This window comes from Heyndrickxia oleronia, from assembly GCF_017809215.1.
GTDB lineage: Bacteria > Bacillota > Bacilli > Bacillales > Bacillaceae_C > Heyndrickxia > Heyndrickxia oleronia.
On record NZ_CP065424.1, the window covers coordinates 1,248,690 to 1,261,926 of the forward strand.

Sequence of the window (13,237 nt, forward strand, 5' to 3'; positions counted from 1 at the left end):
ATTTCTCACTCAGTATTGAAAGACAAGCTGAGGGAAAATATGGCCAAATGACAAGGAGGATTCCATATGATGAACTACAACATTCGTGGGGAAAACATTGAGGTAACTCCAGCAATTCGGGATTATACCGAGAAAAAGGTAAGTAAGCTTGAACGATATTTTATCGAAGTACCAGAAGCAAATGTACATGTAAATTTAAAAGTATATCAAGATAAAACGGCAAAAGTTGAAATAACCATTCCTCTACCGCAATTAGTCTTAAGAGCGGAAGAAATAAATAATGATATGTATGCTGCTATTGATTTGATTGTTGATAAATTAGAACGTCAAATTCGCAAGCATAAAACAAAAGTAAATCGCAAGTTCCGTGAAAAAGGAAATACGAAGGAATTCTTTACAACAAACGGAAGTCCTCAAACGGATGTAGAGGATGATGGGGATCTTGAGGTTGTTAGAACGAAACAATTCGATCTCAAACCAATGGACAGTGAAGAAGCGGTTCTGCAAATGAATATGTTAGGCCATAACTTCTTTGTCTTTACAGATGCAGATACGAATCAAACGAATATTGTTTATCGTCGAAAAGACGGAAAGTATGGTCTTATCGAAACGAAGTAAACTGTCGTATGGGGCCGGCCCTATGTATCACTTTAATATATTGTGGTATGGGGTCTGACCCCTTTTCCTTTTTCAGAGAGACTTTTTTAGAAGATCAGATAAAGAATATAGAGCTTGCAAGAAATTGAATAAAGTGGTGGGAAGATGAAGATCGATGATACCGACCGAAAAATCATGGAGTTATTAACTGATAATGGTCGAATGTCCTATGCAGATATTGGAAAGCAATTAAATTTATCTAGGGTTGCAGTTAGGGAGCGAGTCAATCAATTAATGAACAATGGGGTAATTGAAAAGTTTACTGCCGTTATTAACTCTGAAAAAGTAGGGAAACATGTTTCGGCCTTCTTTGAAGTGGATTGTGAACCTGCTTTCTTAGTAGAAGTAGCGCAAAAGCTCGCTGAACACCAAAGTGTAGCTAGCTGTTATCAAATGACAGGCCCAAGCACCCTTCATATGCATGTCCTTGTAGACGATTTTTCAAGCTTAGAAAATTTTATCAATAATGAATTATACGGATTACAAGGAATCACTCGGGTTGAAAGCAATATCCTCTTGAGAAGATTTAAAAGTCGTAGCGGGCTTAAATTATAGTATGATGCCAGGAAACTAGATCCTGGCATTTTTTTGTGTTCATACTATGACCTAAATGAAAGTACGAATAAGATTATAAGTTGTTTCATAAATTATGTTGCTTTGGTAACCCTCTACTTGTGGCTTTTACACTAAATCAAAGCTTCAGCGGTTCTTATGGAATTTTGCAGCTCTTTTCCTCAGTTCAAATGAAACGTGTAGCGATCCTCAGTTGATATTTATTCGTTATAATTTTACTTAATAGCAACAATGTTTGAGAAAAGAGACTTCTAGAAAATAGCCAAACTATATGGAGTTTAGATTCAATTTTCTATATAATCATAATTAAGTGAAAAAATTACGTTTGTTAATCATATAAAAGAATTAACAATCAAATGTAAATGAAAACTAACGGTTTTATGGGAGTGGGATAAGTGGAAATGGATCATCTATATCAACCGTACTCATCAGTGAGAAATACTGTTTTTGCAAGAAAAGGAATGGTGGCAACTTCACAGCCTTTAGGCGCACAGGCTGGCCTTGAAATTCTTCAAAAGGGAGGCAATGCGATTGATGCAGCGATTGCAACTGCTGCTGCATTAACAGTAGTAGAGCCTACATCAAATGGAATTGGAGGGGATGCCTTTGCCCTTGTGTGGGTGAATGGTCAATTATATGGCCTAAATGGCAGTGGTCCAGCACCAGCAGCTATCTCAATTGATGCTGTCAAAGCTAAAGGATATGAGAGGATGCCAAAGTTTGGGGTTATCCCGATCACTGTGCCTGGTGTACCATCTGCGTGGTTAGAGCTTTCAAAAAGATTCGGGAAATTACCATTTAAAGAACTGTTTTCTCCAGCCATTCGTTATGCCAAGGAAGGGTTTCCTTTAACACCAGTTTTAGGAAAGTATTGGCAATTAGCATATACACATTTTAAGGAAGTTTTAAAAGGGGAACAGTTTAACCCATGGTTTGACACGTTTGCTCCAAATGGGAAAGCTCCAGACATAGGTGAGATGTGGAGTTCGCCTGGCCACGCTGCCACTTTAACATCCATTGCAGAAACGAATGCCGAAAGTTTTTATCGCGGTGAACTTGCTGAAAAAATCGTAGAGTTTATTCAAAAATATGATGGATTCTTAACAAAAGGGGATTTAGAGAACTATCGAGCAGAATGGGTAGATCCTATTTCAACGAATTATCGTGGCTATGATGTGTGGGAAATTCCTCCTAATGGGCAAGGCTTACTTGCTTTAATGGCATTAAATATTGTTAGAGACTTTGATTTTACTGAAAAAGATACGATAGATACGTATCATAAACAAATAGAAGCAATAAAACTAGCATTTACAGAAGCGAAGGAAGTAATTACAGATCAAAAGCATATGAAAATTTCAGCTGAATATTTATTGTCTGATGAATTTGCACATATCAATCGTTTACGAATTAATGATAAGGCGATCACACCTGAGCCTGTCCAGCAGCCAAGTGGTGGAACAGTGTATTTAGCGACGGCTGATGCTGAAGGCAATATGGTTAGCTTTATACAAAGCAATTATATGGGATTTGGCTCCGGTATTGTCATTCCTGGAACAGGGATTGGTCTTCAAAATCGGGGGTTCGATTTTTCTCTTGAACGGGCACATGCTAATGCCTTACTTCCGGGAAAGAAATGCTATCATACAATCATTCCAGGCTTCTTGACAAAAGGGAATGAGGCGATTGGCCCGTTCGGAGTTATGGGTGGATTCATGCAGCCACAAGGGCATTTTCAAGTAGTGATGAGTACAGTCGATTTTCATTTAAATCCTCAGGCAGCATTAGATGCTCCCCGTTGGCAATGGATGGATGGAAAAAAAGTGATGGTTGAGCCTCATTTTCCCAATCATCTTGTTCAAACGTTAATTAGAAAAGGGCATCAGATTCAAGTAGCGTCTGATACTGGTGGTTTCGGTCGTGGTCAAATTATTTGGCGGAATCCTCAAACGGGAGTATTAATGGGTGGAACGGAATCAAGGACAGATGGTGCAATCGCAGCATGGTAAAACAATGCTATAATATAATATGTTTTTATGAAGAGGATTAATCTAATGGATAGATAATAACTTTTATAAAGAAGTTCGTATACTTTTTATTCTTTATTTTAGTTTTAATAAGTTTAAAGGATTGTGATTTGTTTTGGTATATTGGGATATATTTATTGCGTTTTTTCGAGCGGGAATGCTTGGATATGGCGGAGGTCTTTCGGCCATTCCATTGATGCATAGGGAAGTAGTTGAAAACTATAAATGGATGAACGACGAGGATTTTTCAGATATTCTTGCGCTTGCAAATACATTGCCTGGACCAATTAATACAAAAATGTCTGGATATATTGGCTGGAGAGTTGCTGGTTTTTGGGGAATGATGTGCGCAGTCATTGCTACAGTAATTCCAACCGTTATTTTGATGATCATTTTATTAACGGTCTTACATGCTTATAACGATAAGCCATGGGTTCAAGGAATGTCGCGAGCAGTCGTCCCAATAGCAGGTGTCATGCTGGGGGCATTAACATGGGATTTTATCAAAAAATCCAAAAACTCTATGGGATGGATATCTACAATAATCGTTCTTGTGATTAGTATCATTATCATGCAAATACTTGGCTTGCATCCTGCTATTTTAATTGTAGGACTGTTGGTAGCTGCTTTATTTTCTCGTCAGAAACAGAAAGATAAGCAGGTGAAGGCATCATGATCTATTGGAAAATTTTTGTCGCAAATTTTATGGCTAACTTTTTAGGGTATGGTGGTGGACCTGCGTCGATTCCGCTTCTTGAGCATGAAGTTGTCGATCGCTATGGCTGGTTCACTGTTCATGAATTTAGTGAAATGGTTGCACTAGGTAATGCATTGCCGGGCCCTATTGCGACGAAGTTAGCTGGATTTATCGGCTATCAGCAAGGAGGAATTTTCGGAGCTTTCGTCGGATTATTCGCATCGGTTGCCCCATCCATTCTATTATTAATTATCCTTTTAGGCTTGTTACTGAGATTTAAGGAATCTCCTAAAGTAAAAAACATGACAAAGCTTGTGCGGCCTGCTATTGCTGTGTTATTAGGCGTCATGACCATCGACTTTTTTTCCAGTTCCTATGAAGGCATCGGGATTTATCATACGGTCTTCCTTGGAGGGGTCAGTCTGCTATTACTAGAAAAGTGGAAGATTAGTCCTGCCTATGTTATCTGTGGTGCCCTCGTGTATGGGGCAATCTTCCTAGGTTCCTGACACCATTTAATCATTTTCTTTGAATAAAGTTGTAAGAAGATGAGTAAATGGTGCCTATTACCATAAAAGTCTTTAAATATTTTTCTATGGTTGGTATGATTAGAGGTGACTACAACTATGGGGTGAAGTGTAATGAAATTTTTGAAGATTTTAGTAGGATGTTTACTTATTTTGTCATTAGCTGCTTGTGGAACAACAACTAGTAGTGATTCAAGTAAGGAAAAAGAAACTACAAAAGAAGAAACTTCAGCAAAACAAGATCAAGTGACGAATAAAGAAGATTCAACAAATGAAAATCAAACAACAACCGAAGAAAATTCATCAAAAACAGAAGGCACTTCTGATGAAAACATTGTGAAGGCTGAAGGTACATACAATGGACAAGCTGATGGTCACTCCATTGAAGTGGAAACTGCAGATGCAGTATTAGTTCTTGATACTTTAGAATCAAATGTAAATCTTGATCAGTTCAAAAGTGGTGACAAAATTACTTTTGAATACATTGCAAATGAAGATGGACAAAATATTTTAAAAAGCATCGAATTACAAAAATAAGTGAATGTAAGTGGATGGGGATGTCTGATCGTTAGGTTCAGCATCCCCTTTCTATTTATAGCGATAATATAGTCCTCAGATAAGTATTAGCAGCCACTGCTAGCATATTTCTATTTCTTCTCCCTTATCGCCGAGCCGTTTCTACACGCTTCTCTCGATTCTATCTCAGATTGACATCTATGAAGATGAAATGGTCCCTTCAAATTAGTGAATACTATCCATTTTTCCAAAGTTTTGAGTACTGATAGCTAAGAACATCATTGTTCATTTTCGCTGATAAGTTGTCACTTTATAGGAGACAATGGTAAAATTCAATTAGTATAAAAATTTGGATGTATTGTAAGAGGATTTATTCAAAAAGGAAACTGTAGATATGTTAGTAAAAATCTACATATATTTAACATTACAAATCCCTTACATTTTAGATATAAAGGAGCGTTTACTAAATGGTTGCTTTTTTAGAAAAAGTTTTTGATGCAAATAAACGTGAAATCAAACGTCTTGATAAGATGGCACAACAAATTGAAGAGTTAGCCTCCGATATGGAAAAGCTGTCAGATGACCAACTAAGAGAAAAAACAGAAGAATTTAAACAACGCTATCAAAACGGAGAAACATTAGATGATTTATTAACTGAAGCCTTTGCTGTAGTTCGTGAAGGTGCACGTCGTGTGCTTGGACTTTATCCATACCATGTGCAATTAATGGGAGGGATTTCCTTACATGAAGGAAATATCTCTGAGATGAAGACAGGGGAAGGTAAAACCTTAACTGCAACAATGCCTGTTTATTTAAATGCTCTATCTGGAAAAGGAGTCCACGTTGTAACCGTGAACGAATATTTAGCGAGCCGTGATGCTACTGAGATGGGTGAATTATATGAATTCCTAGGATTAACGGTTGGCTTAAACCTGAACAGTATGTCAAGTGAAGAAAAGCAAGAAGCCTATGCAGCAGATATTACGTATGGTACTAATAATGAATTAGGCTTTGATTATCTGCGTGATAATATGGTTCTTTATAAAGAGCAGCGTGTACAGCGTCCATTGCATTTCGCAGTAATTGATGAGGTCGACTCGATCTTAATCGATGAAGCGAGAACACCGCTGATTATTTCTGGGCAGGCACAAAAGTCTACTTCACTGTATATTCAAGCAAATGCTTTCGTCCGTACATTAAAAAAAGAAGAAGACTACACCTATGATGAAAAAACAAAAAGTGTTCAATTAACTGAAGAAGGTATGAATAAAGCTGAACGTGCTTTTGGAATTGAAAATCTTTTTGATATTTCACATGTAACCCTTAACCATCATATTAATCAGGCATTAAAGGCAAATGTGAGTATGCATTTAGATGTCGATTATGTTGTTCAAGATGGTGAGATTGTGATTGTCGATCAATTCACTGGTCGTATGATGAAAGGTCGACGCTTTAGTGATGGCTTGCATCAAGCAATCGAAGCGAAAGAAGCTGTTGAAATTCAAAATGAAAGTATGACAATGGCTACGATTACCTTCCAAAACTACTTCCGTATGTATGAAAAACTTGCAGGTATGACAGGTACAGCTAAAACAGAAGAAGAGGAATTCCGCAACATTTATAATATGAGAGTTATCGTCATTCCAACGAATAAGCCGATTGCTCGTGATGACAGACCCGATTTAATTTATGCAAGCATGGAAGGGAAATTCCGGGCAGTTGTCGAGGATATTCATGAACGACATAAAAAGGGCCAACCGATTCTTGTCGGTACGGTTGCTATTGAAACATCGGAATTGATTTCGAAGCTATTAACGAAAAAAGGGATCCGTCATAATGTATTAAATGCGAAGAACCATGAGCGTGAAGCAGAAATCATTGCAGAGGCAGGGCAAAAAGGCGCTGTAACGATTGCTACCAATATGGCTGGTCGTGGAACCGATATTAAGCTTGGTGAAGGCATAAAAGAGCTTGGTGGTCTTGCTGTAATTGGTACAGAGCGCCATGAATCCCGCCGGATTGATAATCAGTTGCGTGGACGTTCAGGTCGTCAAGGAGATCCAGGGGTTACCCAATTCTATCTTTCCATGGAAGATGAATTAATGCGACGCTTCGGATCTGATAATATGAAAAACATGATGCAGCGTTTAGGTATGGATGATTCACAACCGATTCAAAGTAAGATGGTTTCTAGAGCGGTTGAATCTGCCCAAAAACGTGTAGAAGGTAATAACTTTGACTCACGGAAACAGTTACTACAATATGATGATGTATTAAGACAGCAACGTGAGATTATTTATAATCAGCGGAATGAAGTCTTAAATTCTGAGGATTTACGTGAAATCGTTGAAAAAATGATCTTGTCGGTTATCGAACGTAATGTCCAATTGTATACACCAAGCAATGAAGATGAAGATAATTGGAATCTTCAAGGAATAATTGATTTCGTCAATGCGAATCTTTTACAAGAAGGTGATATAACCATTGAACAATTACGTCGTAAAGATCCTGAGGAAATGGTCGATCTCATTATGGAAAAGGTGAAAGCTCGTTATGATGAGAAGGAAGAGTCATTAACGCCTGAACAAATGCGTGAGTTTGAAAAGGTTATTCTGTTACGTGCAGTGGATTCAAAATGGATTGATCATATTGATGCAATGGATCATTTAAGACAAGGGATTCATTTACGTGCATATGGACAGGTTGACCCATTACGCGAATATCAAAGTGAAGGCTTTGCGATGTTTGAAAACATGGTTGCTGCGATTGAAGATGATACGGCTCGCTATGTAATGAAAGCGGAAATTCGCAATAACCTTCAACGTGAGGAAGTCGCTAAGGGGCAAGCTGTTAACCCGAAAGAAGACGGGGAAACGGTAAAGAAAAAGCCAATTAAGAAAACTGTTAATGTCGGGCGTAACGATCCTTGTCCATGTGGCAGCGGTAAGAAATATAAACAATGCCATGGGAAAAACGCGTAACTATAATTAATGAACTATATATCAACAGGACAGGTGAAGCATACCTGTCCTATGTAATTTACTTCTGAGGTGATAAAAAATGGAATTATTTGAAATAAGATCTGAACTTGAAAATACAGCTAAAAAACTAGCGGACTTTAGGGGGTCTCTTTGACTTAGAAAACAAAGAGGCACGGATTGCAGAGCTCGATGAAAGAATGCTTGAACCAGATTTTTGGAATGATCAGCAAGGAGCACAATCAATAATTAATGAGGCAAATGGTCTCAAAGATATGGTTAATGAATATAAGGATCTACTTGATATACAAGAAAATCTCGAATTAACACATGACCTTGTGAAAGAAGAAAATGATCCTGAGCTGTTTAAAGAATTGGAAACAGAATTAACGAATTTAGTTGACCGTTTGAATCAATTTGAGCTTCAGCTATTACTAAGTGAACCATATGATAAAAATAATGCGATATTAGAGCTTCATCCAGGTGCCGGAGGGACAGAATCACAGGATTGGGGTTCTATGCTTCTTCGTATGTATACCCGCTGGGGAGAGAAAAAAGGCTTTAAAGTGGAAACATTGGATTACTTACCTGGTGATGAAGCAGGTATTAAAAGTGTCACATTATTAATAAAAGGACATAATGCTTATGGTTATTTGAAAGCGGAAAAAGGAGTCCATCGCCTTGTAAGGATTTCTCCTTTCGATTCGTCTGGACGTCGCCATACATCATTTGTGTCCTGTGAAGTAATGCCCGAATTTGACGATGAAATCGAAATCGAAATTCGTACGGAAGATATTAAAATTGATACGTATCGTGCGAGCGGTGCTGGAGGACAGCACATTAACACTACTGATTCGGCTGTACGTATAACACATATTCCTACAGGAGTAGTTGTTACATGTCAATCTGAACGTTCACAAATTAAAAACCGTGAGCAAGCAATGAAAATGCTAAAAGCAAAATTATATCAACGCGAGATTGAAGAAAAAGAAAAAGCACTTGCAGAAATTCGTGGTGAGCAAAAAGAAATTGGTTGGGGAAGTCAAATTAGATCCTATGTTTTCCATCCATATTCAATGGTGAAGGATCATCGTACGAACACAGAGGTTGGTAATGTTCAGGCAGTTATGGACGGAGATCTTGATAATTTCATCAATGCTTATTTACGTTCACGTATATCTTAATCCATAAAAATCCTTTGCCTTTTAGGTGAAGGATTTGTTTATTTATGTGAACAAAATCTTTCATTTTTACTTTATTTCTAAATAATCTTGAATAAAAACAACCCCCGTATGATAAAACTATCATCATAAAGGTTTTAGTGGACTCTTTTTGTGCAGGGTTAGCGCGATAGTATTATCAAAGCTTAGTCAATCTGTAAAAAATTAAAATAGAGGGATATCTGACATTGTTGTGATTCTCAAAGAGAGTTCATAAAGTTGATACAATTAGCGAAAACCTTGATATCACTGTATTTGTCACGGTTTGGCATCATATTAGCTAAAGGGGAAAGGTTTCAAAAGCTAATAGGAAGGTATATAGTTAAAGTATAGGATTTATTTTCCAAAAATCAAGGAGGTTGAATGAAGTGGTCAAAAAACTACTAGGAATTGTTATGATTTTTACACTAGCATTCGGGTTGGCTGCTTGTGGTACTGACAAAGATAATAACAAAGACACAACAAAGAATAATGACACAACAACAAATGAAAAGACAACAACCGATACAGCGAATGCTGGAGATGCTGAAAAACTCTTTAGCCAAAACTGTGCAAGCTGTCATGGTGGAAACCTTGAAGGTGGAGTTGGTCCTAATTTAACAAAGGTTGGATCAAAATATAATAAAGATGAAATTCTTGATATCATTAAGAATGGTAAAACAGGTGATCAAGGTACAATGCCTGGAGGACTTCTTTCTGGTGATGATGCTGACGCAGTTGCCGGATGGTTAGCATCTAAAAAATAAAACACTCTTAAAAACCTGATGTCGAAACTCGTCATCAGGTTTTTTTCATGCTTAGACTAAAATATCGGAAATTATAGAACTTTTTTACTAATTTTTCTTTGAGAAAAATAGCGAACTTTTGAAAGAATTAGGTATAATTTTTATAGAAAAATCAAGCTCTGAAATATAAATGTAATATAATTTACCATTAACATTGGGGTTTATGATGTTATAATAGGTTTGTGATTAAATTCGATAGGATCCGTCAGTATTCGATTGAACTGCGAAAGATGACGTTTTTACTAAATATTATGGCAAAATAAAAGTGGATATCTACTGTAAACATCCGCAAAGTATAGGTGATTAAATGATTGAAATGCAAAATGTATATAAAAAATATCCAAATGGGATTATTGCCGCTAATAATTTGAATATCCAAATTAAACAGGGAGAATTCGTCTATGTCGTTGGACCTAGTGGAGCAGGCAAGTCTACCTTTATAAAAATGATGTATCGTGAGGAAAAAGCGACAGAAGGAAGCATCGTTGTAAGCGGAGTTAATTTAAGTAAATTAAAAAATAGTCGTATACCTTATTTCCGTCGACAAATAGGTGTTGTATTCCAAGACTTTAAGCTTTTACCTACACTGACTGTTTTCGAAAATGTAGCGTTTGCACTTGAGGTAATTGAAGAGCAGCAAAGTAAAATAAAAAAACGAGTAATGGATGTTTTAAACTTAGTTGGCTTGAAACATAAAGCAAGAATGCTGCCAACAGAATTATCTGGAGGAGAGCAGCAGAGGGTGTCGATTGCACGTTCAATTATCAATACTCCTCAAGTGGTTATTGCAGATGAACCTACCGGAAACCTCGATCCTGAAACATCATGGGAAATCATGAACATACTACAAGAAATTAACTCGCGTGGGACAACTGTCGTAATGGCGACACATAATCGGGAAATCGTGAATACGATCAGACACCGAGTGATTGCCATTGAGGGCGGTCGCATTGTCCGCGATGAACAACGGGGGGATTACGGTTATGAAAGCTAGAACGGCCGGGCGGCATCTTCGTGAGAGTTTTAAGAGCTTAGGACGTAATGGGTGGATGATGTTTGCATCAGCCAGTGCGGTGACTATAACACTTTTACTAGTAGGCGTATTCTTCGTCATTATGATGAATATGAATAAAATTGCTTCTGATATTGAAAATGATGTAGAAGTTCGAGTTCATATCGACTTAACGGCAAAAGCACAGGATCAAGAAGCCCTTAAACAAAAAATTGAAAATTTAAGCCAAGTAGAGTCTGTTAAATTTTCATCCAAAGAAGAGGAACTTCAAAGCTTAATTAAGACGATGGGGAAAGATATGGAGCTTTTTGAGCAAAAGAATCCTCTGTATGACGTATTTATCGTAAAAACGAAGAAACCTACAGATACGCCATCCGTGGCGAATCAAATAGAGAAATTTGATCATGTGGAATCAGCCAAATATGGCGAAGGGAAAGTTGAAAAACTATTTAATGTCTTAAAAATTAGTAGAAATGTTGGACTAGTTCTTGTAATTGGTTTACTATTTACAGCTATGTTCCTTATTTCAAATACGATTAAAATTACCATTTTTGCTAGACGAAAAGAAATTGAGATTATGAAATTAGTAGGGGCAACCAATTGGTTTATACGCTGGCCATTTTTAATGGAAGGTCTGTGGTTAGGTGTTATTGGTTCTATTCTGCCAATTCTCATTATTACTGTTGGCTATTACTACTTGCATAGTTTCTTAGCACCAAGGTTACAAAGTCAATTAATACAAATCCTGGATTTCAGTCCATTCGTATTTGAAGTTACTGGTTTACTCTTATTGATGGGGATTTTAATTGGTATTTGGGGAAGTACGATGTCCATTCGTCGTTTCTTAAAAATATAAAATAGACCATTTTTATAGACTGTCTGTTAAGCATTACTTCAGACAGTCTAGATATACATATATAGAAATTTTTTAAGGGGGATTAAGGTTGAAGAGACGTTCACTACTTTCAATTACTTTAGCATCTGTTCTTGGAATTGGCAGTGTACTCGCTTACCAATCGGATGCATTTGCTTCGAAACTATCAGACTTACAGAATCAAAAAAAGAATGTTGAATCGAAAAGCTCAACGATTAAATCTGATATTAATGAAAAAGATGAAGGCATTAAGGAAATACAAGGTAAGCAAAATACACTAGAAAATGAATTAGCCTCATTAGATATTAAAATTGCGACTACAGATGAGCAAATTCAAGAAAAACAACAACAAATTAAAGAAGCTCAACAAGCTATTGACAAATTAAAAACAGAAATCAGTGTCTTGAAAAAACGAATCGAAGAAAGAAATCAATTATTAGATCAACGTGCTCGTGCCATTCAGACAAATGGTGGAAGTTCCGTTAACTTTTTAGATGTGATTTTAGGATCAGACAGTTTTGCCGATTTATTAGATCGAATGTCTGCTGTTACGACATTAGTAAATGCGGATAAACAAATTATTGAAGAACAGAAAAAAGATCAGGCTGAATTAGAGAAGAAACAAGCAGATGTTGAGAAGAAGCTAAAAACCCTTGAAGAAATGCAAGCTAAATTACAATCAATGAAGATTGAAATGAATCAACAAAAAGCTCGTAAGAATCAAATTATGAAAGAGCTTGGCAAGCAAAAGAAGCAGCTTGAAAATGATAAACTCTCTTTAGAAGAAGAGCAATCGATTTTATCAGCGCAAAAATCTGCAATTGAAAAGGCGATAAAATTAGAAAAAGATCGAATCGCAGAACAAGAGAGACTTGAAAAACAAAGACAAAGACAAAGACAGCAGCAGCAGAGTCAGCACTCTTATTCTGGTGGAGGTAGTTCCTCAGATACACCACCGGTTTCATCTGGTTCATTTATGAGACCTGCACAAGGATATATTTCTTCGGAATTTGGTAATCGTTCCTTTGATGCAGATGGATTCCATTCTGGGATTGATATTGCTAAGGGAGGCACTGTTCCAATTGTCGCAGCAGGTGATGGAGTAGTTACAAGATCATACTTTTCTTCAAGCTACGGGAATGCTATCTTTATTACGCACTCAGTTAATGGACAAATTTACACAACGGTTTATGCACATATGAGTTCGCGTCTTGTTGGGGATTCAACTCCTGTTCATAAAGGACAAATCATCGGATACATGGGAAGTACTGGACAAGCCTATGGCCAACATTTACATTTTGAATTCTATGTCGGTCCATGGACAGCATCCCACTCAAATGCAGTTAACCCTAGAAACTATATCAGCTTCTAAAG

General features: G+C 37.0%; 12 protein-coding genes. All 12 read left to right on the forward strand.

The window, feature by feature from the left end:
* Positions 1–66: 66 nt before the first annotated feature.
* Positions 67–618, forward strand: a complete 552-nt coding sequence (gene hpf, locus I5818_RS06270) for a ribosome hibernation-promoting factor, HPF/YfiA family (RefSeq protein ID WP_071976520.1) — start codon at positions 67–69, stop codon at positions 616–618.
* 144 nt (positions 619–762) lie between these two features.
* The gene (locus I5818_RS06275) at positions 763–1,212 is read left to right on the forward strand and encodes an Lrp/AsnC family transcriptional regulator (protein ID WP_078109827.1); all 450 of its coding nucleotides are present in this window, start codon (positions 763–765) and stop codon (positions 1,210–1,212) included.
* Between the two features lie 419 nt (positions 1,213–1,631).
* Positions 1,632–3,236 carry a gamma-glutamyltransferase family protein gene (locus tag I5818_RS06280; protein WP_209391935.1) on the forward strand — a complete coding sequence of 535 codons (1,605 nt, stop codon included), beginning with the start codon at positions 1,632–1,634 and terminating at the stop codon, positions 3,234–3,236.
* A 133-nt stretch (positions 3,237–3,369) separates the two neighbouring features.
* Positions 3,370–3,930, forward strand: coding sequence for a chromate transporter (locus I5818_RS06285; protein WP_078109829.1), 561 nt, complete (start codon positions 3,370–3,372; stop codon positions 3,928–3,930).
* The gene (locus I5818_RS06290; RefSeq protein WP_078109830.1) at positions 3,927–4,460 is read left to right on the forward strand and encodes a chromate transporter; all 534 of its coding nucleotides are present in this window, start codon (positions 3,927–3,929) and stop codon (positions 4,458–4,460) included. The genes I5818_RS06285 and I5818_RS06290 overlap by 4 nt, the downstream gene beginning before the upstream one ends.
* 132 nt (positions 4,461–4,592) lie before the next feature.
* Positions 4,593–5,015, forward strand: a complete 423-nt coding sequence (locus I5818_RS06295; RefSeq protein WP_218958354.1) for a hypothetical protein — start codon at positions 4,593–4,595, stop codon at positions 5,013–5,015.
* Between the two features lie 446 nt (positions 5,016–5,461).
* Positions 5,462–7,975, forward strand: coding sequence for a preprotein translocase subunit SecA (gene secA / locus I5818_RS06300; protein WP_078109831.1), 2,514 nt, complete (start codon positions 5,462–5,464; stop codon positions 7,973–7,975).
* A 79-nt stretch (positions 7,976–8,054) separates the two neighbouring features.
* Positions 8,055–9,156, forward strand: a protein-coding gene (prfB, locus tag I5818_RS06305) for a peptide chain release factor 2 (protein ID WP_139254915.1) whose coding sequence is annotated in 2 segments (ribosomal slippage) — positions 8,055–8,126 and positions 8,128–9,156 — 1,101 coding nt in all. Because the reading frame shifts where the segments join, the coding sequence is not laid out codon by codon here.
* 404 nt (positions 9,157–9,560) lie between these two features.
* Positions 9,561–9,938: a cytochrome c551 gene (gene cccB, locus I5818_RS06310; protein WP_235849594.1), complete on the forward strand. Its 378-nt coding sequence runs from the start codon at positions 9,561–9,563 to the stop codon at positions 9,936–9,938.
* A gap of 346 nt (positions 9,939–10,284) precedes the next feature.
* Positions 10,285–10,971 (forward strand): cell division ATP-binding protein FtsE, encoded by a 687-nt coding sequence (ftsE, locus tag I5818_RS06315; RefSeq protein ID WP_058002930.1) that lies wholly within the window; start codon positions 10,285–10,287, stop codon positions 10,969–10,971.
* A complete protein-coding gene (gene ftsX / locus I5818_RS06320) occupies positions 10,961–11,845 on the forward strand; it encodes a permease-like cell division protein FtsX (protein ID WP_078109833.1) in 885 nt (294 codons plus the stop codon). The genes ftsE and ftsX overlap by 11 nt, the downstream gene beginning before the upstream one ends.
* 88 nt (positions 11,846–11,933) lie before the next feature.
* Positions 11,934–13,235 (forward strand): murein hydrolase activator EnvC family protein, encoded by a 1,302-nt coding sequence (locus tag I5818_RS06325; protein ID WP_078109834.1) that lies wholly within the window; start codon positions 11,934–11,936, stop codon positions 13,233–13,235.
* Positions 13,236–13,237 lie beyond the last annotated feature (2 nt).

Excerpts from the sequence above, each read along its gene's own strand:
- hpf (WP_071976520.1), top strand. The coding sequence starts at position 67 with ATGATGAACTACAACATTCGTGGGGAAAACATTGAGGTAACTCCAGCA.
- I5818_RS06275 (WP_078109827.1), top strand. The coding sequence starts at position 763 with ATGAAGATCGATGATACCGACCGAAAAATCATGGAGTTATTAACTGAT.
- I5818_RS06280 (WP_209391935.1), top strand. The coding sequence starts at position 1,632 with ATGGATCATCTATATCAACCGTACTCATCAGTGAGAAATACTGTTTTT.
- I5818_RS06290 (WP_078109830.1), top strand. The coding sequence starts at position 3,927 with ATGATCTATTGGAAAATTTTTGTCGCAAATTTTATGGCTAACTTTTTA.
- I5818_RS06295 (WP_218958354.1), top strand. The coding sequence starts at position 4,593 with ATGAAATTTTTGAAGATTTTAGTAGGATGTTTACTTATTTTGTCATTA.
- secA (WP_078109831.1), top strand. The coding sequence starts at position 5,462 with ATGGTTGCTTTTTTAGAAAAAGTTTTTGATGCAAATAAACGTGAAATC.
- ftsE (WP_058002930.1), top strand. The coding sequence starts at position 10,285 with ATGATTGAAATGCAAAATGTATATAAAAAATATCCAAATGGGATTATT.
- ftsX (WP_078109833.1), top strand. The coding sequence starts at position 10,961 with ATGAAAGCTAGAACGGCCGGGCGGCATCTTCGTGAGAGTTTTAAGAGC.